19 protein-coding genes are annotated in these 17,580 nt (G+C 66.2%); 5 read left to right on the forward strand and 14 right to left on the reverse strand.

Going from position 1 to position 17,580, the window contains the following annotated elements; all coding sequences use genetic code 11:
• Nucleotides 1–61: 61 nt before the first annotated feature.
• From nirJ to xth, 12 genes are all read right to left on the reverse strand, one after another.
• Nucleotides 62–1,273 carry a heme d1 biosynthesis radical SAM protein NirJ gene (gene nirJ, locus VI26_RS16470; protein ID WP_048410847.1) on the reverse strand — a complete coding sequence of 404 codons (1,212 nt, stop codon included), beginning with the start codon at nucleotides 1,271–1,273 and terminating at the stop codon, nucleotides 62–64.
• A gap of 347 nt (nucleotides 1,274–1,620) precedes the next feature.
• Entirely contained in the window at nucleotides 1,621–2,613 is a 993-nt protein-coding gene (locus VI26_RS16475) for an Lrp/AsnC family transcriptional regulator (RefSeq protein WP_048410848.1), read from the reverse strand.
• Nucleotides 2,600–3,598 carry an Lrp/AsnC family transcriptional regulator gene (locus VI26_RS16480; protein WP_048410849.1) on the reverse strand — a complete coding sequence of 333 codons (999 nt, stop codon included), beginning with the start codon at nucleotides 3,596–3,598 and terminating at the stop codon, nucleotides 2,600–2,602. Before VI26_RS16480 ends, VI26_RS16475 begins: the two co-directional genes overlap by 14 nt.
• Nucleotides 3,599–3,600: 2 nt before the next feature.
• Complete coding sequence (locus VI26_RS16485) at nucleotides 3,601–4,794, reverse strand: cytochrome D1 domain-containing protein (RefSeq protein ID WP_048410850.1); 1,194 nt, start codon at nucleotides 4,792–4,794, stop codon at nucleotides 3,601–3,603.
• On the reverse strand, nucleotides 4,755–5,090 hold the full coding sequence (locus VI26_RS16490) for a cytochrome c (protein ID WP_048410851.1): 336 nt from the start codon (nucleotides 5,088–5,090) through the stop codon (nucleotides 4,755–4,757). The genes VI26_RS16485 and VI26_RS16490 overlap by 40 nt, the downstream gene beginning before the upstream one ends.
• A complete protein-coding gene (locus VI26_RS16495; RefSeq protein WP_048410852.1) occupies nucleotides 5,072–5,380 on the reverse strand; it encodes a c-type cytochrome in 309 nt (102 codons plus the stop codon). The genes VI26_RS16490 and VI26_RS16495 overlap by 19 nt, the downstream gene beginning before the upstream one ends.
• 50 nt (nucleotides 5,381–5,430) lie before the next feature.
• Nucleotides 5,431–7,113 carry a nitrite reductase gene (locus VI26_RS16500; protein ID WP_048410853.1) on the reverse strand — a complete coding sequence of 561 codons (1,683 nt, stop codon included), beginning with the start codon at nucleotides 7,111–7,113 and terminating at the stop codon, nucleotides 5,431–5,433.
• Nucleotides 7,114–7,191: 78 nt separating this feature from the next.
• Entirely contained in the window at nucleotides 7,192–7,404 is a 213-nt protein-coding gene (locus tag VI26_RS16505; protein WP_048410854.1) for a DUF3079 domain-containing protein, read from the reverse strand.
• A 359-nt stretch (nucleotides 7,405–7,763) separates the two neighbouring features.
• The gene (locus tag VI26_RS16510) at nucleotides 7,764–9,593 is read right to left on the reverse strand and encodes a nitric oxide reductase activation protein NorD (protein WP_048410855.1); all 1,830 of its coding nucleotides are present in this window, start codon (nucleotides 9,591–9,593) and stop codon (nucleotides 7,764–7,766) included.
• Between the two features lie 5 nt (nucleotides 9,594–9,598).
• Nucleotides 9,599–10,402: a CbbQ/NirQ/NorQ/GpvN family protein gene (locus VI26_RS16515; RefSeq protein WP_048410856.1), complete on the reverse strand. Its 804-nt coding sequence runs from the start codon at nucleotides 10,400–10,402 to the stop codon at nucleotides 9,599–9,601.
• Nucleotides 10,403–10,412: 10 nt separating this feature from the next.
• On the reverse strand, nucleotides 10,413–10,667 hold the full coding sequence (locus VI26_RS16520; RefSeq protein ID WP_048410857.1) for a cytochrome C oxidase subunit IV family protein: 255 nt from the start codon (nucleotides 10,665–10,667) through the stop codon (nucleotides 10,413–10,415).
• A 284-nt stretch (nucleotides 10,668–10,951) separates the two neighbouring features.
• Entirely contained in the window at nucleotides 10,952–11,725 is a 774-nt protein-coding gene (xth, locus tag VI26_RS16525) for an exodeoxyribonuclease III (protein WP_048410862.1), read from the reverse strand.
• 219 nt (nucleotides 11,726–11,944) lie between these two features.
• Here xth and VI26_RS24635 point away from each other — a divergent pair, with 219 nt between their 5' ends.
• Nucleotides 11,945–12,121, forward strand: coding sequence for a hypothetical protein (locus VI26_RS24635; RefSeq protein WP_156183916.1), 177 nt, complete (start codon nucleotides 11,945–11,947; stop codon nucleotides 12,119–12,121).
• Between the two features lie 209 nt (nucleotides 12,122–12,330).
• On the opposite strand, the gene VI26_RS16530 is transcribed toward VI26_RS24635, so the two are convergent.
• Nucleotides 12,331–14,364 (reverse strand): M3 family metallopeptidase, encoded by a 2,034-nt coding sequence (locus VI26_RS16530; protein ID WP_048410858.1) that lies wholly within the window; start codon nucleotides 14,362–14,364, stop codon nucleotides 12,331–12,333.
• 59 nt (nucleotides 14,365–14,423) lie between these two features.
• On the opposite strand from VI26_RS16530, the gene VI26_RS16535 reads away from it, so the two are divergent.
• From VI26_RS16535 to VI26_RS16545, 3 genes are all read left to right on the forward strand, one after another.
• Nucleotides 14,424–14,969, forward strand: a complete 546-nt coding sequence (locus VI26_RS16535; RefSeq protein ID WP_048410859.1) for a gamma carbonic anhydrase family protein — start codon at nucleotides 14,424–14,426, stop codon at nucleotides 14,967–14,969.
• Nucleotides 14,969–15,499, forward strand: a complete 531-nt coding sequence (locus tag VI26_RS16540; protein ID WP_197081505.1) for an RDD family protein — start codon at nucleotides 14,969–14,971, stop codon at nucleotides 15,497–15,499. The genes VI26_RS16535 and VI26_RS16540 overlap by 1 nt, the downstream gene beginning before the upstream one ends.
• 245 nt (nucleotides 15,500–15,744) lie before the next feature.
• Nucleotides 15,745–16,212 (forward strand): DUF1842 domain-containing protein, encoded by a 468-nt coding sequence (locus VI26_RS16545; RefSeq protein WP_048410860.1) that lies wholly within the window; start codon nucleotides 15,745–15,747, stop codon nucleotides 16,210–16,212.
• A 151-nt stretch (nucleotides 16,213–16,363) separates the two neighbouring features.
• On the opposite strand, the gene VI26_RS16550 is transcribed toward VI26_RS16545, so the two are convergent.
• Complete coding sequence (locus tag VI26_RS16550) at nucleotides 16,364–16,660, reverse strand: hypothetical protein (RefSeq protein WP_197081506.1); 297 nt, start codon at nucleotides 16,658–16,660, stop codon at nucleotides 16,364–16,366.
• A 292-nt stretch (nucleotides 16,661–16,952) separates the two neighbouring features.
• Here VI26_RS16550 and VI26_RS23320 point away from each other — a divergent pair, with 292 nt between their 5' ends.
• Entirely contained in the window at nucleotides 16,953–17,360 is a 408-nt protein-coding gene (locus VI26_RS23320) for a hypothetical protein (protein WP_053074468.1), read from the forward strand.
• Nucleotides 17,361–17,580 lie beyond the last annotated feature (220 nt).

Here is a 17,580-nt window from a genome sequence, read left to right on the forward strand (position 1 = left end):
GTACTGCCTGCGTCGGCGCGCCTTGGCTCAGCTACGCTGCGCGATTTTGTTAGCGACTCATTTAGGACCGGGCTTCCCGGCTCCACGGCGTCAGCTCCGGCCGCGCGTGGCGGCCCGGCTCCACGCCGATTTCCGCATCGCTCAGATAACAGGCCGGGTCCGCCGCCCAGAAGTCTCCGCTCAGCTCCCAGGCGCGCACTCGGGTATTGCCGTTGCAGATGGCCAGATGGGCGCAAGCGCCGCAGCGGCCGGCCACCGGGCGCGGGGATTGGCGCAGGCCGCTCATCAGCGGATGCCGCGGCTGTTGCCAGATCGCGGAAAACGGCTGTTCGCGCACATTGCCCAGCGTCACTTTCCACCACATGGTGTCCGGGTGCACATTGCCCAGGTTGTCGATATTGGCGATGTTGACGCCGCTGGCGTTGCCGCCCCAGCGCCGCAGCGCCCGCAGCAGCGCGTCGGCGCGCTCCGGGTAGTGCCGGCGCGCCCAGTGCAGCAGGTAGACGCCGTCCGCGTCGTTGTTGCCGGTGACGAAGTCGCGCGGCTGGCCGGTCTGGATCTGCGCCAGCGCTTGCTGGATCAGCAGTTCCAGCGCCCAGCGGCTGCGGGCGTGGCGGGCGTCGTCGGCGCGGTGTTTGTTGCCGCGCCCGGCGTAGTTGAGGTGGGAGAAGTAGAACTTGTCGATGGCTTCATCCGCCATCAGTTGCAGCAGCGCCGGCAGGTCCGCGGCGTTGTCTTCGGTCATGGTGTAGCGGATGCCCACTTTCAGGCCGGCGTCGCGCACCAGCCGCAGGCCGCGCAGCGCCAGTACAAAGCCACCGTCCAGCCGCCGGAAGCGGTCATGGGTGGCGCCAATGCCGTCCAGGCTGACGCCGACGTAATCAAAGCCGATGTCGGCCAGCGTGGCGGCGGCGGCCTCGTCTATCAGGGTGCCGTTGCTGGACAGGCCGATATAGAAGCCCAGCGCCTTGGCGCGCCGGGCAATGGCCGGCAGGTCCGGCCGCAGCAGCGGTTCGCCGCCGGACAGGATCAGCACGCGCACGCCGTAGGCTTTGAGGTCGTCCAGCACCGCATAGGCTTCGTCGGTGCTCAGTTCGCCGGCGAAGTCGCGGTTGGCGGAGGTGGAGTAGCAGTGCTGGCAGGTGAGGTTACAGCGGCGGATCAGGTTCCAGATCACTACCGGTCCTTGCGGCCCGGCCGGCATCGCGCGCCCTGGCGGCGGGATGGCCGCCGGCTCGCACAGCAGCCGCAGGTATTGGGTCAGTCGCAACATGGCCGGCTCCACGCGAGAAGATGGCTCAGTGTGCGGCTGGCGGCGGTGGCGGCTCCTTGATGCGGGTCAATGGAATCCGGCAACTAAGCCTGATTTGCATTAAGGCCGAGGACGCCGCTGGCAAAATATCACAGCCAGTACGTACCCGACGCGCCCCCACTCCCTTCAAGCCTGCCGTCGGGAGGCAGGCCCGAGGCCTTAAGCGGCTGCCCTGTTTGCAGCGATTTGACCCCTTTCCGTTTTATTCCCTCGTGACGCTACGCTTGCATCGCTCGGTCAGGGCGGAACCGGCCCTAAATCATCATCCGCGTAGCGGATTCAAAACCACAAAGTTCAAAACCCGGTCCTCACAACCTCAAGCCCGTTTTCTTCAAAATCCGGCTGGAAAACAGCACCTCGTGGCTACGGCAGGCCTCGCCCAGCAAGGCGCGCGCATCGTCCACCGCGGCCAGTACCGCCGGCCGCTCGCTGCCGTGCAGCATGGCGAACAGATTGTACGGCCAGCCCGGCTGGCGCGGCCGGCGGTAGCAGTGGCTGACCGCGTCCAGGCCGCCCAGTTGCGCGCCCAGCGCGTCCACTTGTTCGTCCGCCACGTCGAACACCGCCATGCCGTTGGCGCGGTAGCCGATGGCGTAATGATTGGGCACCGCGCCGATGCGGCGCACCACGCCCTGCTCCAGCCAGCGCGCCAGCTTGGCCGTCACTTCGGCCTCGATCCAGCCCAGTTGCCGCGCAATATCGCGGTAGGGCTGCCGGCACAGCGGCAGGCCGGCCTGGGTGGCGCGGATCAGCAGCCGGTCGTCCGCGCTCAGCGCGGCCGGTTCGCCCGCGCGCCGCGCGCCGGCGGCGGCGCCCACCGGGGCCGCGCCGCCCACCTGAAAACGCATGCCCACAAAGTATTCCCGCTCCTTGGGAAACAGGCTTACCGCCAGGCCGGTGACCAGCTCGATGCCGCGCCGGGCGGCGTCGATGGCGTCCGCGCTGTCCGCGGCCAGCACGAACCACATATTGAGCCGGTGTTCGCGGCGGTAGTTGTGCGCCACCGCCGGCAGCGCGTTGACGGCGGCGGCCACTTCGTCGAAGCGCGCTTCCGGCACCGCCAACGCGGCCAGCACGAAGCGTCCGCCCAGGCGTTCTATCTGGTACATCGGCCCAAAGCGGCTGAGCACGCCGGCGTGCAGCAGCTCGCGCAGGCGCCGGATCAGGCTGTCTTCGCTGATGCCCAGGCTGCGCCCGGCCACGGCGTAGGGGCGCGCCGCCAGCGGGAAGCCGCCTTGCAGCCGGTCTATCAGCCGCGCGTCCAGCGCTTCCAGCCTGTCTATCGCTTCAGGCGTATCCATAGCAGGCTCCGGTTTGTTTGTAGCGCCGGGTTGAGCGCAGCACCGCCTGCGGCAGCCGTTCCAGCCCGTGCCGGTGGCGGATGTCGGCCAGCACGGCGTCCAGGCTTTGCGCATCGCGGGCGTGGATCATGGTGAACAGCTGGTAGGGCCAGTCCGGCGGCCGCGGCGGCCGCTCATAGCACAGGGTGACCGCCGCTTCCGCCGCCAGCGCCAGCGCCACGCGTTCGCGTTCGGTCTCATTGTCGATGCGCCACACCCACATGGCGTTGGCGCGATAGCCCAGTTCCCGGTGGCGCACCACCATGCCCAGGCGGCGGATGGCGCCCTGGCGCTGCCAGCTGGCGATTTGCGCCAGGGTCTGGGCTTCGCTCAGCGCGCATTGCGCGCCCAGCGCTTGATAAGGCCGCTCGGTCAGCGGCAGGCCCGGCGACAGCGCCGCCAGCAGGCGCTGGCGCTGGCCGGCGCCCAGGCCGGGGTCGTCCGCCGCCGCGGGCGCGTCCTGCGCCGCCGGCGCGGCATCGGGCAGGAAGGAGAAGCCCAGGTCGATGTGGTATTCGCGCAGCAGCGGCAGGTCCAGCGGGCGGATGCCGGTGGCCAGGCGGATGCGGCTCAACGCCGCGGCGACGCCGGCCGAGGAGGCTGCGGCCACGACGAACCACAGATTGTAATGATGGTCGCGCCGGTAGTTGTGGTTGACCTCGCGCTGGCGGCTGACGAAGGCAGCCACTTCTTCCAGCCGCTGCGCCGGCACCGCCATCGCCGCCAGGGTGCTGTTGCCCACGGTATTGGGCGCGAACACCGCGCCGACGCGGGTCAGCAGGCCGGCCGCCTGCGCTTGTTGCAGCGCGGCCAGCAGCCGGGCTTCGCTCCAGCCCGGTTCCATGCCGGCGGCGAGCGCGGCAAACGGGCGCGGCAGCAACGGAAAGCCGCGCTGGCAGCCGTTGATCAGCCGCAGCAGGGCTGGTTCGGTATGCGGTAGCTCCATGTTCACATCCCGATGCGGCTGGCGCGCCAGCTGAAGAAGATGCCGGACGGGCTTTGCGCCGGCAGTTCGCGCAGCACTTTGAGGCTGGCGGTGTCCACCACCACCAGTTTGTCGTCGTCGCGGCTGGACAGCCACACCGCGTCGCCGCGCGGGGTGAATTCCATGTGCAGGATGGCCTTGCCCGGCTTCAGGGTGGCGATCACGCTGCGCGTGGGCACGTCGATGACTTGCACCTTGTCGTTGTCCGGGAAGGCGAAGTTGACCCAGACCCGCCGCCCGGACGGTTCCGCCATGGCGAACACCGGCTGGCCCAGCACCGGGATGGCGGCCAGTTGCGCCCAGCTGCGGTTGTCCGCCAGCAACACTTCGTGGCGGCCGATGGCGGGCAGGAAGGCGTAATCGCCGGCCAGCGCCCAGCCGCGCAGATGCGGCATCTTGTACACCGGCAGCGGCTGCTGGCCGCGGCCATAGCCGGCCAGGATGCGGCGCACGCCCTGCTCCGGTCGCCAGGTGTCCAGCAGGGACAAACCGTCTTCGCCGTACAGCCCGGCCAGGAAATAGCGGCCGTCCATGCTGGCCAGGCCGTCGTAGGGGCGCTTGCCGGCGTCGCGGTAGCGGGTCAGTTGCGGCTGGGCCGGGTCGGCGGCGTCCAGCACGTCGATTTCGTCGGCATCGAACAGCGCGTAAACGAAGCGCCGGCCCGGCAGGTCCGCCAGGCCCACCACGCGCGAGGGTTTGCCGTCCGCGCCCGGCGCGGCGGGCACCGAGGCCAGCGGCGCCAGCGTGGCGGCGTCGAACAGGCGCACGCCGCCCGGCTGGTAGTTTTGCGCGGCCAGCACGCGGCCGTCCGAGGAGATGGCGCCGCCTATGCTGTTGCCGGCCTGCACCACGCGCCGTTCCAGCCGCCGGCGCAGCAGGTCCACCTTGCTGATGGCGCCGTCGCGGCCAAACACGTAGGCGTAGCGCGCATCGCGCGAGAACACCACCGAGGCGTGGGACAGATCGCCCAGCCCTTCCACTCGGCCCAGGCTTTCGGCGCGGGTATTGTCCACCACTTGCACGCTGCCGCTGGCGCGTTCTATCACCACGCCCAGGTCGCCGGTGCCGCGCAGCGCCGGCGCGGCGCAGCCGCCCAGCAGCGCGGCCAGCGCCGGAATCAGGGCGGCGCGCCCTGCTTTAACCAGTAAACCAGCCATATCGCTTCTTCTTCCGTCAGGAATGGCCGCCAGGGCGGCATTGGGGTGCCGGGCCGGCCGGCCAGGATCACGGTGGCCAGGCTGGCGTCGGGTTTGTCCTTGAGCGCCGCCGGCGTCAGCGGGCTGCCCAGCCCGCCGCCCAGGCTCAGCCCGTGGCAGGCGCCGCAGTCCTGGCGCACCAGGTGGCGCAACTGGGCCGCCCGCTCCGGCGCGGGGGCCGCCGGCGCGGCGATGGCGCTGCCGCAGCACAGCAGCAGCGCTACCGCCGCGCCGCGGATCAGCGGTTCAAGATCCATTGCACCATGGCCTTGAGATCGGCGTCCGGCACTTGCGGGTTGGGCGACATCGGCACCGGGCCAAAGCTGCCGGAGCCGCCCTGCTTCACCTTGTCCATCAGCTTGGCGGCGACGTCCTGCCCCTTGTACTTGGCGGCCACCTGCTGGTAGGACGGCCCCACCAGCTTGGCATCCAGCGCGTGACAGGCCAGGCAGTTGTGCTGCTTGAGCAACGCTTCCGGCGCGGCGGCCGCGGCCGGCAGCGCGTGCAGCGCCAGGGCGGCGCAGGCCAGGATCAGGCTTGTTTTCATTGCAGTCTCCTCCGCCCGCCGGGCCGCGCCCGGCAGGCGTGCTGGCGGGGTCAGTAGATGTCGTGCTGGGTGTTGTAGACGTTGAACTTGCCGGTGGGGGTGACCAGGCGCGGGTCCTTGATCACCGCTTTGAGCTTGCGGGTCTTGTCGTCCACCACCACGATGGCGGATTGCTTGTCCTTGGCGCTCCACACCGAGAACCAGACTTCATCGCCAGCCTTGTTGTACTCCGGTTGCAGCACGCGCTTGGCGCCGTCGCTCAGGCCGGACCATTCGCCTATCGGCAGCATGCTGAAGCCCTTGTCCAGGTGCTTGATGTCGAACACCGCGACGCTCTGGCTGAGCTTGGCGTCTGGGTTGAACACGGTGTCCACCCACAGATTGGCGGATTGCGGATGGGTCTTGATGAACAGCGAGCCGCCGCCCTGTCCTTTCAGCGTGCGCACCACTTTCCAGGCCTGGGCCTTGTGTTTTTCCGGATCGGTGCCCACCAGGCTGATGCTGTCGTCGCCCAGGTGGCTGGTGGCCCACACCGGCCCGTATTGCGGATCGGTGAAGTTGGCGCCGCGGCCGGGGTGCGGGGTTTTGCCCACGTCCACCAGCGCCGCCAGCTTGTCCAGCTTGGTGTCCACCACCGCCACTTTGTTGGAGGCGTTGGCGGCCACCATGAAGTAGCGGCCGCTGGCGTCGAAGCCGCCGTCGTGCAGGAATTTGGCGGCGTCTATGGTAGTGGTCTTGAGGTTGGCCAGGTCGGAGTAGTCCACCATCATGATCTTGCCGGTTTCCTTGGCGTTGACCACGAATTCCGGCTTGTAATGGCTGGCCACGATGGAGGCCACGCGCGGTTCCGGGTGGTATTCGTTGTCCACCGTCATGCCGCGGGTGCCGACGATTTTCAACGGCTTGAGGCTGGCGCCGTCCATGATCACGTATTGCGGCGGCCAGTAAGCGCCGGCCACCGCCAGCTTGTCGTCGTAGCCGCGGTATTTGGAGGTTTCCACCGAGCGCGCTTCCAGGCCGATGCGGATTTCCGCCACGCTGTCCGGCTTGGCCATCCACAGATCCACCAGGTTGATCTTGCCGTCACGGCCGATCACGTACAGGTAGCGGCCGGATTTGGACAGCCGGGAGATGTGCACGGCGTAGCCGGTCTTGATCACGCTGACGATCTGTTTGCTGTGGCCGTCGATCAGCGCGATTTCGCCGGCGTCGCGCAGGGTGACGGAGAACAGGTTGGAGATGTCCAGCTGGTTTTCCTTGCGCCGCGGACGCTTGTCCACCGGCACTTGCACTTTCCAGGTGGCCAGCATGTCCTGCATGCCGAATTCCGGCGGGGTGGGCGGCTCTTGCTGCACATAGCGCGCCATCAGGTCCACTTGCTGGTCGTTGAATTCGCCGGAGGTGCCCCAGTTGGGCATGCCGGCCGGGGAGCCGTATTTGATGAAGGTTTTCAGGTATTCAGTGCCGCGCGCCAGGGTGATGTCCGGCGTCAGCGCCTTGCCGGTGGCGCCTTTGCGCAGCACGCCGTGACAGCCGGCGCAGCGTTCGAAGTAGATTTGCTTGCCGCGGGTGAATTCCGCCTCGGTCATCGGCGGGGCTTTGGCGTTGGCGTTCTGGTGCATCGCCTCGCCGGCGGGCGGGGCGGCGGTGTCCGCCCGGACATGCGCCGCTGCCAGCGGCAACAGGGCGAGCAAGACGCTCTTGGTGAACAGGGACTGCTTCGGAGACTTCATGGCGTGCGCTCCAGCGTTAGGAATAACCCTTTTGCGAGCATGATCATCCCGGACGCATACAGACAGCCTTGATTCGAATCAACGCTTGCCGGAGCCGTCCTGTCCGGTGACCGGGGAATCTTCCAGGCCCCAGTCGCCGTATTGATACCAGTCGTCGCCCAGCACTTCCGCCGGATGCTGGGTACGGCTGGAGCCGTTGCCGCACTGCAGGGAGTTGGCGGGGCAATAGAGGTCGCAGCCCCAGCAGATGCGCTCGGGGTGGGCGGGGTGTAGCGGGAATTTTTTGGCCATGGAACTCCTTGATTACTTGCTCAACTATGCCAGTTCGCCACTTTTAGGACTTTGCGTGTCATCAACGAAGCAAGCAGGTATGCGACGCTACCCCACTCCCTTCAAGCCTGCCGACGGGTGGCAGGCCCGAGGTTTTAAGCGGCGGCTTGTTCGAGCAGCGCGACGTTAGCGCGCTGCGAGTTCAGCCGCGCCTCGGGCCTGACGGGAACCGGCGGGAAGCCGCAGGCCAGGCTTGCAGGGCGGCCTTTGGGGTGAAGGGGAATTTGGCCGAGCAAATTCCCCTTCCTGCCCGCCGGGCAGCCCCGGCAATGAAAATCATCATCCGCGCAGCGGATACAAAAAGTTGATTCGCCCCAATCTCACGTCGTCAGACTGGCATACAGTTTGGTCAACGCCTGCGGCAACCGCTCCGCCTGCCGCACCAGCGCATAACCATTGCGGCCGAACAAATGCGGCAGGTAGTCGCCCGCCTCGCGGTCTATGGTCACGCAGAACGGAGTCAGGCCGGCACGGCGGGCTTCCAGCACCGCCTGGCGCGTGTCTTCTATGCCGTAGCGGCCTTCGTAATGGTCCAGATCGTTGGGCTTGCCGTCCGAGATCAGCAATAGCAGACGCCGCTGCGCCGGCCGCTCGCTCAGGATGCGGGTGCACTGGCGGATGGCCGCGCCCATGCGGGTGTAGTAGCCGGGCCGGATGGCGAGGATGCGGCCGCGGGCGTCGTCGTCGTAGCGATCGGCGAAATCCTTCAGGATCTGCAGCCGCACTTCCTGCCGCCGCAGCGAGGAAAAACCGTACAGGCCGAAGTCGTCGCCGCTGGCGACCAGCGCCTCGGCGAACAGCAGCAGGCTGTCGCGGATCACGTCGATCACCCGGCCGGTCTCGCCCAGCCAGCTTTCGGTGGACAGCGACAGGTCGGCCAGGGTCAGGCAGGCCAGGCTGCGCTCGCCCGGCGGCCAGTCTTGGTACAGCGCCGGCTCGCTGAGCGCCGCGCCGCCGCGCCGTTCGGCGAGGAAGCGGATCAGCCGGTCCAGGTCGATGTCCGGCCCGGCGGTTTCGCCGCTGCGCCGGCGGCGTTCCGGCGCCAGCGCCTGGAATTGCCGCCGCAGCCGGCGCGCCAGCGGCTGCAAGCGTTCCGGCAACGGGGCCGGCGCGGCATCGCGCGGCAGCATCGGCCGCAGCAGGCAGTGGTCCTCCACCAGGCATTGCCGCTTCCAGTGCCATTCCGGCAGCTTGATGCCCGGTCCCAGCGGAGTGTCGTCGTAGGCGGCGGCCGGCAGGTCCAGATCGAAACGCAAGCGGCTGCCGCGGGTATGGGCGTCCTGGCCCAGGGTCAGCCGGTTCATGTCTTCGGCGGCGATTTCGCCGTTGCCGTCATCGTCGTCGTCGTTGTGGCGGTTGACCTTGACGTATTCGTCCCAGGTGAACAGGCTCTCGGCGCGGAACACCATCAGCATGCCATTCTTGCGCTGGTCCTGTTCCATGCGCCGGGCGCGGTAGCGGCGGCGTTGGCGCTGGGCGTCCTTGCCGCCGCCGCGTTCGCCGTCGGCATGGCGGCTGCCCTGCCCGCCCGCGTCCGTCAGCGGCGGTTCCGGGTGCAGCCACAGCGGCACCGGCTGCGGCGGCCGGCTCAGCGGCGGCAGTGTCACCGCCTGTTCCGGCCGGCTCAGCGCCGCCTGGATCGCGCGTTCCACCTCGGCCTCCGCCGGCGGCAGGCCGGCGGGCTCCGGCCGCTGCTCCAGCACGGCCGCCGCCAGCCGGCGGTAGAGGGCGGCCAGGCCGGGCATGGCCGCCAAGGCGCGCGCCGCGGCCAGGCGGTTGCGGCTCAGCCAGTCGCCGTCGCTGTCGGCCGCATAGGCGGCCTGGGCCAGCAGCCAGAAGTAGCAGTCTCGGTTGAGCGCGGCGCTGGGGAAACAATCAATGCGTTCCGGCAGGTAGAGCGCCTGGCTGTCCTGCCAGGCCAATTCCATCCGCGCGCCGGTGCCGGCCAGCCGCTGCAGCCAGCCGCGGCGCGCGCCGTGTTCGGTGCCCACGGTGGAGCGCAGCGCCAATGCCGGGTCGCCGCCCATCGCGCGGAAGAACAGCGGCGCCTGCGCCGTCACTTGCGCCAGCTCCGCCGCGTATTCCGGAAAGCCGCGCCGCGCCGCGCGCCGCGCCAGTTTGTCCCACCAGCCGCCGACGATGTCTTCCATGTCGCTCAGCCGGGGAATTGGGTCTGGATCACCGCCAGCAGCGCCGCCACGGTGTCGGCGTCGTCGCTCAGCGGTTCCGCCAGCGCGGTGCGGCAGGCTTGCCAGGGCGGCAGGCCGGCCTGGATCAGCTTGGCGGCGTACACCAGCAGCCGCGTGCTGGCGGCTTCTTCCAGGTCATAGCCGGACAAGCGCCGCAGCTGACCGGCCAGCGTCACCAGTTGGCGCGCCAGCGCCTCGCTGACGCCGCTTTCCCGCGTCAGCACGCCGATTTCCACTTCCGGCGGCGGAAAATCGAAGCTCATGGCGACAAAACGCTGGCGGGTGCTGGGCTTCAGCGTTTTCAGCACGTGTTGGTAGCCGGGGTTGTAAGACACCACCAGCATGAAGCCCGGCGGCGCTTGCAGCACTTCGCCGGTGCGTTCCACCGGCAGGATGCGGCGGTCGTCGGTCAGCGGATGCAGCACCACGGTGGTGTCTTTGCGCGCTTCCACCACTTCGTCCAGGTAGCAGATGCCGCCTATCCGCACCGCGCGGGTCAGCGGGCCGTCGCACCAGACGGTGGCGCCGTCGGCGATCAGGTGGCGGCCCACCAGGTCGGCGGCGCTCAGGTCGTCGTGGCAGGAGACGGTGATCAGCGGCAGGCCCAGCCTGGCCGCCATATGGGCGACGAAGCGGGTCTTGCCGCAGCCGGTGGGCCCCTTGATCAGCACCGGCAGTTGCTGGCGCCAGGCGGCTTCGAACAGTTCGCACTCGGCGCCCTGCGGTTGGTAAAAGGGCACGGGGATATCGAGGATTTCTGGCGCGTTCATCGGCATTCCTTCAGATAAAGCTGAGCAGCAGCGCGGCCGACACCAGCGCCAGCCAGCCCTGCACCAGCGCGCGCAACCAGCGCGGCGCATGGCGCAGGCCCATATAGTGTTCCACCAGCAGCACGCCCTTGAACCAGGCCAGGCCCAGCGCGATCAGCGCCAGAGACGGCAGCCGGCCGCCTTCGGCCAGCCAGGCCGCCAGCAGGGTCAGCCCGGACAGCAGCAGCCACAGGCCGATTTGCACAGATGGGGTGGGATGAGTCATGACGGCATGATGCCGGCGCGGCGCGGCTGCCGCCTTGATGCGAAATAAGGCTTTAGCGCCTGTTCAAAGGCTCGCGGGCAAGGGCGGGGCGAGGCGAAAACAGCGGAGAAAGCGGAGAAAGCGGAGAAAGCGGAGAAAGCGGAATGTACACACGGTACATGAGCATTTTGAAGACGTTTTCAACGCCGTATCGCCGAAGCGCAGCAGACTTTGAACAGGTTCTTAGGGAAGGAAGCGCGCCCCTGCCTTTGGCACGGGCGCGTCGGGCCAAGCTTGGGCCGCGCTCAGTCGGCCAGGGTCAGCACCACCGGGGTGTGGTCGGACGGGCGCTCCCATTTGCGCGGCGCCTTGTCGATCACGCATTCCAGCGCGCGCGGTTTCAAGGCGTCGCTGACCAGGATGTGGTCGATGCGCACGCCCTTGTTGCGGCGGAACATCATCGCGCGGTAGTCCCACCAGCTGTATTGCTTCTCTTCCTGGTTGAACAGGCGGAAGCTGTCGCTCAGGCCCAGCGCGATCAGGCGGCGGAAAGCCTCGCGCTCCGGCGTGCTGCACAGCACTTGTTCGTGCCAGCTTTCCGGGTCGTACACGTCGCGGTCTTCCGGCGCGATATTGTAGTCGCCCAGCAGCAGCAACTGCGGGTGGCGCTGCAGTTCGGCGGTGACGTAGCGCTCCAGATTGGCCAGCCATTCCAGCTTGTACGGATATTTGGGCGAATCCACCGCCTCGCCGTTGACGAAGTAGCCGCAGATCACGCGGATGCCGTTCACCGTGGCGGCGATCACCCGGCGCTGCTCGTCGCCGTAATCGGGAATGCCGCACACCACGTCTTCCAGCTCCAGCGGCGCGCGCACCAGGATGGCCACGCCGTTATAGGTTTTCTGGCCGAACCAGGCGGCGCGATAGCCGGCCGCTTCGATCTCGGCCAGCGGGAACACGTCCTGATCCATCTTCAATTCTTGCAGGCAGAGCACGTCCACCGGGCTGTCGGACAGCCACTGGATCACTTGCGGCAGGCGGACCTTGAGGGAATTGACGTTCCAGGTGGCAAAACGCATCAGCGGGCTCTCCAATAGTTTTTCAGGCAAAGGCCGACACCATAACCGCAGCGCGCGGCACTGCCAAGCCTTGGCCTGCAAGCGGCGCCAATGTTGATTATTTGACGCCAAATTAAACAGATTCGTTTAAACAAATAAACAACACCCCGGCGCGGCGGATTTGCCAACGCCGGAAACGCCGGCCTATGATCGAAATGTCGTCGTAACCGGAGCAAGTTCTTGACTATCAAGCACAAGCAGCACGACGCGCAACAGGCATTGTGCCCGACGCGCAACCCCAACCGTCCTCGTCTGGCGCCGTTGACGCCGCCGTTCTCGATGCGGACCCCCACCTTCCAGCACCGCCACACCCTGCAGCCGCTGCCGCCGTCCGCCAAACCAGAGCGGGACGACTGAACCTTTTAGCCGCGCGATCCGCGGCAAAAAAAAGGCGCCTCCGTCTGCACGGAGGCGCACAATAGACACTATATCAATCTACCCTGATATGCGTCTGGCTCGCTTGCTGCTCTGGAGATAACCCACTGAGCAAAAAATTAGAGCCACGGCGCTTCACAAGAGTTCCGGCGCAAACCGGATTATTTTTCCCTCGGCATAAAACGCTCGTTTCAAGCCGTCTCCACCATGCCGGAGTGGCGCAGCAGCGCGTCGATCTGCGGGTCGCGGCCACGGAAGGCGCGGAAGGATTCCAAGGCCGGGCGGCTGCCGCCCACCGCCAGGATTTCATCCCAGAAGCGCTTGCCGGTGTCCGGATTGGCGCCGCCGGCTTCTTCGAAAGCGGCGTAGGCGTCTGCGGACAGCACTTCCGCCCATTTGTAGCTGTAGTAGCCGGCCGAGTAGCCGCCAGCGAAGATGTGGCTGAAGCTGTTGGGGAAGCGGTTGTAAGCCGGCGGGAAGTTCACCGCCACTTCGCTGCGCACTTCGTCCAGCAAGGTCAGCCAGTTGCCCTTGTCGGCGTCGAAGCCGCTGTACAGCTGCAGGTCGAACAAGGCGAATTCCAGCTGGCGCACCGTGGCCATGCCGCTCTGGAAGTTCTTGGCCGCCAGCATCTTGTCGAACAGCTCGCGCGGCAAGGTCGCGCCGCTGTCCACGTGGCTGGTCATGCCCTGCACCACGTCCCATTCCCAGGCGAAGTTTTCCAGGAACTGGCTGGGCAGTTCCACCGCGTCCCATTCCACGCCGTTGATGCCGGCCACGCCCAGTTCGTCGACGCGGGTCAGCATATGGTGCAGACCATGGCCGAACTCATGGAACAAGGTGATCACTTCGTCATGGGTGAACAGCGCCGGCTTGTCGCCCACCGGGCGGGTGAAGTTGCAGGTCAGGTAGGCAATCGGCGTCTGCACCTGGCCGCTCTTGCTGCGACGGCCGCGCGCGTCGTCCATCCAGGCGCCGGAGCGCTTGCCGTCACGGGCGTACAGGTCGAAGTAGAAGCTGCCGACCAGTTGCCCGTCTTTGTGGATGTCGAAGAAGCGCACGTCCTGATGCCAGACCGGCGCGCTGCTCGGGCGCACCTCGATGCCGAACAGCGTCGACACCACGCCGAACAGGCCGGGCAGCACCTTGCTTTCCGGGAAGTATTGCTTCACTTCTTGCTCGGAGAAGGCGTAGCGCGCCACGCGCAGTTTTTCCGCGGCATAGGCCAGGTCCCAGGCTTCCAGCTTGGCCAGGCCCAGTTCGGCGGCGGCGAAGGCTTCCAATTCCTGGCGGTCCTTGACCGCGAACGGCTTGGCGCGCGCGGCCAGATCGCGCAGGAAGGCGATCACTTGTTCCGGGCTTTCCGCCATCTTGGTGAACAAGGACAGTTCGGCGAAGTTGGCGAAGCCCAGCAGCTGAGCTTCCTCGCGCGCCAGCTTCAGCTTTTCGCGGATGATGGGGCTGTTGTCGCGGTCGGACGGGCCGAACTCCGATGCGCGTTGCACATTGGCCTGATACAGCTTTTCGCGCAGCGCGCGGTTGTCGGCGTATTGCAGCACCGGGAAGTAGAACGGGAATTGCAGCGTGATCTTGTAGCCGCTCTTGTCGTCGCCGGCCGCGGCGGCGGCGAACAGTTCCAGCGAATCCTCGGGCACGCCGGACAGTTCGGCCTTGTCCTCTATGTACAGGCTGAAGGCGTCGGTGGCGTCCAGCACGTTTTGCTCGAACTTGGCGGACAACTCGGCCAGCCGCGTCTGGATGGCGGCGAAGCGCTCTTTTTCCGCCTGCGGCAATTCCGCGCCGGACAGGCGGAAATCGCGCAGATCATTGGACACGATCTTCTTGCGCGCCGCGCTGTAATCCGCGTGCTCCGGGCTGGCCGCCAGCGCCTTGAAGCGGGCGTACAGTTCCAGGTTCTGGCCCATCTCGGTCCAGAACTCGGAAATGCGCGGGATATTGGCGTTGTAGGCTTCGCGCAGTTCCGGCGTGTTCACCACCGCGTTCAGGTGGCCCACCACGCCCCAGGCGCGGCCCAGATGCTCGGTGGCGTCGGTCAGCGGATCGACAAAGCTTTCCCAGCTGGGCGCGCCCTGCTCCGCGGTCAGCCGCTTCACCGCGGCGCGCGCGGCGGACAGCAATTCGTCGATGGCGGGGGAAATGTGCTCCGGCTTGATCTCCGCGAAACGGGTCAGCCCGGAAAAGTCCAGCAAGGGGTTCTGGCTCATATTGGCATCCTGTGGGGGTATGATAGGAACTTTACCCGATTTCAGATGAGGACAGACCGATGAAAAGCAATATCCGCCCTTATGACGGGCATCAGCCGCAGATCCACGACAGCTGCTACATCGACCCGGCGGCGGTGGTCATCGGCGAGGTCTCGTTGGCGGAGGGCGCGTCGGTCTGGCCCTGTGCGGTGATCCGCGGCGACGTCAACGCCATCAGCATAGGCGAGAATTCCAATATCCAGGATTTCGCCATGCTGCACGTCAGCCACCACAGCGCCGCGGACCCGGCCGGCGCGCCGCTGGTGATAGGCCGCAACGTCACCATCGGCCACCACGTCACCCTGCACGGCTGCACCATAGGCGACGAGGTGCTGGTCGGCATCGGCAGCATCGTGCTGGACCGCGCGGTGATAGAACCGCGGGTGCTGATCGGCGCCGGCAGCCTGGTGCCGCCCGGCAAGCGGCTGGAATCCGGCTATCTCTACCTGGGCAACCCGGTCAAGCAGGCGCGGCCGCTGACCGAGAAGGAACTGGCCTATTTCCAATACTCCGCCGAGCACTACCTGCGCGTGGCGGCCAAGCACAAGCCCAATCTGGAGGATTGATGATGCAAGACGGCGCGGAAGAACTGGAATACGTCGGCTTCTGGCTGCGGGTGCTGGCCAGCCTGGTCGACACCCTGCTGCTGTGCCTGGTGCTGGCGCCGGTGATCTGGCTGCTGGCCCGCGGCGGCGGCGAAACCAGCCGCATGGCGGAAAGCGGCGACGGCTGGATGATGCAGGCCTTCATGCTGCAAGGCGGTTTCGAGCTGAGCCCGTTGGCCAGCCTGCTGATCAACTGGATATTGCCGGCGGCGGCGGTGCTGGCGTTCTGGTGGTTCAGAAGCAGCACGCCGGGCAAGATGCTGCTGGGCGCGCGCATCGTGGACGCCAAGACCGGCGCGCCGATGACGCCGATGCAGGCGGCGCTGCGCTATCTCGGCTACTTCGTGTCCTGCTTCCCCTTCCTGCTGGGCCTGATCTGGGTGGGCCTGGACGCCCGCAAGCAGGGCTGGCACGACAAGATCGCCGGCACCGTGGTGGTGCGGGCCAAGCGCCTGGGCAAACAGCCTGTGCGCTTCGAGCAACAAGCCTGATTTTCCCTCGCGCCGCCAAGCTCCGGCGGCGCGCTTTCCCTCCTCCTTGCTCCCTAATCCCGCGCGCAAGCCCCATCGCCTCTTTATTTCCAACTGCCATTAAGTACGGCAGAAAATAAAAACAAAAGTTATATAACTACAGGGCAGCCGCGGTTACCGCCACGGTTCGCACATCGCCATTGGGCCTGGGCGTCCCACCGGATGTCCAAACTTTTCTGATGTCATTGATCTCAAGGAGTCCAAACATGACTATCGATCGCGATCAAAAATCCGGCCTGTTCATCATCAGCTACAACGTCAACAAACCCGGCCAGGCGGGCGGCCTGAACCTGCGCCTGGACCTGACCGTGTACACCCCGTCGCGCCACATCACCGGCCGCGCCACCATCACTCACGCCACGCTGCAGCCGCTGGTGTTCGAACATCCGATCCAGGGGCGCTATGAAGAGCAGGGCCGCGACATCGAACTGCATCTGATCGGCGCGCCGCGCCTGCATGATCAGCAAGCGCAGCATCAGGCGCACAGCGCCGGCCATGCGCTGCTGGAGCAGTTCTTCTTCGATGGTCAGCTGAAAGACGGCTGGCAAGCCGGCAACGGCTCCAAGGCGCGCTACGCCTTCTTCCAGAACCAGCAATGGCACGAACAGCTGGGCCAGGAGGTGCGCCTGGCGGAGGAGATCAATAGCGCGATCAAGGCGCTGAACCTGCGCTAAGCGCATGCGCCCGGTCCATGGCTGGGCCATCCATCAGCATCCAAAGCCCGCCCCAGGCGGGCTTTGGATGCCGCGCGCGGCCGCCGCCAGCGCGAAAAAGCAAAACCCCGCATCCGCGGGGTTGGCATCTTCTACACACAGCGCCGGCGGCTTAGCCGTCGTCCTCTTCCGGTCCATCTTCGACATCGTCCGTGGCCGGAAAAAACACATGCCTGAACACGCTCAGCCGCACCGGATCCAAACTCGCCTCGGCGGCGGCCAGCACCGCATCCGGGTCGAAATCGTTGCGGGCCTCGTAAACGAAAAACGCCTCCTCATCGTCTACCTCGTACACCGAGATAAGCAATACGCCAGTGGCGAGCAACTCCAGCTTGAGCTGCGCCATCGGAATGCCGCCGCCCACCAAATCCCGTTCTTCCATCTCAAACCTGCTTTCCAACCACGCCATGCCACTTTCTCAGCATAGGCCAGCACCCGTCGGCCGCAATCGGTAAACATCGCCGGCTCCGGGGTTTCGCCAGCCCGGCCTTAAGGACTGGCATGCAAGACTTGCTGCGCGCCGTGGGCTCGCCTATCGTCTAAATCCAAATGGCATTCAAAGTTGTACGTTAATTGCCATTTGTATAAATAGGCGACATTTAAGCGCCATTCACGACGCTAACGCCTCTCCATCCATCCCGATGGCATTGAGCGCAGCCGTTGCCGGTGAAGCGCTCTCAACCATTTCAGAAAGGTGTCCCATGCATCCACCCCTCCACTTCCTGTTTCGCCGCGTTGCGGCCTTGCTCGCGGTCAGCGCGCTGACACTGACCGCCGGTGGCGCGCTGGCCGCCAATATCAGCGGCAGCCTGCCCGATTACAAAAAAAGCGGCATCACCTTCAATTATGTGGAGCAGAAAAGCGGCGGTTCCGGCCCCGGCGCGCGCGGCATCCGCATTTATATCGCCGGCGGCCGCGATCAAAGCTACAAGTTCAGCCCCAACCCGCACGACGACCCCTGGTACAACAAGAACCAGAGCAAGTTCTACCGCCAGGCGGCCGAGGCGCTGGCGGATGCCTACCTCGCCAAGAAGCCGAACCCGGCCTTCCCGCGCTACGGCTTCAAATCCACGATCAACGGCATCGAATACAGCTATAACCAGCCTTGAGCATGGCCGATGAAGCCATAGGCCATGCGGGCCGACGTCATTTCGGCTCGTATGGCCTGGCAAGCTCCTGGTTTCATTAGAACCTGTTTACGATCTCGCGAGCTAAGGCGAGACAAGGCGAAAACGAGCGAAAAAGCGGAATGTACAAGTGGTACATGAGCATTTTGAGCTCGTTTTTAACGCCGTATCGCTGAAGCGCAGCAGACTTTGAACAGGTTCT

It is taken from the genome of Chromobacterium sp. LK1 (assembly GCF_001043555.1).
In the GTDB taxonomy this organism is placed as follows: Bacteria; Pseudomonadota; Gammaproteobacteria; order Burkholderiales; family Chromobacteriaceae; genus Chromobacterium; species Chromobacterium aquaticum.

Bases quoted from the DNA above. Each gene is read 5' to 3' on its own strand.
- nirJ (WP_048410847.1), bottom strand. From the start codon at position 1,273: ATGTTGCGACTGACCCAATACCTGCGGCTGCTGTGCGAGCCGGCGGCC.
- VI26_RS16475 (WP_048410848.1), bottom strand. From the start codon at position 2,613: ATGGATACGCCTGAAGCGATAGACAGGCTGGAAGCGCTGGACGCGCGG.
- VI26_RS16480 (WP_048410849.1), bottom strand. From the start codon at position 3,598: ATGGAGCTACCGCATACCGAACCAGCCCTGCTGCGGCTGATCAACGGC.
- VI26_RS16485 (WP_048410850.1), bottom strand. From the start codon at position 4,794: ATGGCTGGTTTACTGGTTAAAGCAGGGCGCGCCGCCCTGATTCCGGCG.
- VI26_RS16490 (WP_048410851.1), bottom strand. From the start codon at position 5,090: ATGGATCTTGAACCGCTGATCCGCGGCGCGGCGGTAGCGCTGCTGCTG.
- VI26_RS16495 (WP_048410852.1), bottom strand. From the start codon at position 5,380: ATGAAAACAAGCCTGATCCTGGCCTGCGCCGCCCTGGCGCTGCACGCG.
- VI26_RS16500 (WP_048410853.1), bottom strand. From the start codon at position 7,113: ATGAAGTCTCCGAAGCAGTCCCTGTTCACCAAGAGCGTCTTGCTCGCC.
- VI26_RS16505 (WP_048410854.1), bottom strand. From the start codon at position 7,404: ATGGCCAAAAAATTCCCGCTACACCCCGCCCACCCCGAGCGCATCTGC.
- VI26_RS16510 (WP_048410855.1), bottom strand. From the start codon at position 9,593: ATGGAAGACATCGTCGGCGGCTGGTGGGACAAACTGGCGCGGCGCGCG.
- VI26_RS16515 (WP_048410856.1), bottom strand. From the start codon at position 10,402: ATGAACGCGCCAGAAATCCTCGATATCCCCGTGCCCTTTTACCAACCG.
- VI26_RS16520 (WP_048410857.1), bottom strand. From the start codon at position 10,667: ATGACTCATCCCACCCCATCTGTGCAAATCGGCCTGTGGCTGCTGCTG.
- xth (WP_048410862.1), bottom strand. From the start codon at position 11,725: ATGCGTTTTGCCACCTGGAACGTCAATTCCCTCAAGGTCCGCCTGCCG.
- VI26_RS16530 (WP_048410858.1), bottom strand. From the start codon at position 14,364: ATGAGCCAGAACCCCTTGCTGGACTTTTCCGGGCTGACCCGTTTCGCG.
- VI26_RS16535 (WP_048410859.1), top strand. From the start codon at position 14,424: ATGAAAAGCAATATCCGCCCTTATGACGGGCATCAGCCGCAGATCCAC.
- VI26_RS16540 (WP_197081505.1), top strand. From the start codon at position 14,969: ATGATGCAAGACGGCGCGGAAGAACTGGAATACGTCGGCTTCTGGCTG.
- VI26_RS16545 (WP_048410860.1), top strand. From the start codon at position 15,745: ATGACTATCGATCGCGATCAAAAATCCGGCCTGTTCATCATCAGCTAC.
- VI26_RS16550 (WP_197081506.1), bottom strand. From the start codon at position 16,660: ATGGCGTGGTTGGAAAGCAGGTTTGAGATGGAAGAACGGGATTTGGTG.
- VI26_RS23320 (WP_053074468.1), top strand. From the start codon at position 16,953: ATGCATCCACCCCTCCACTTCCTGTTTCGCCGCGTTGCGGCCTTGCTC.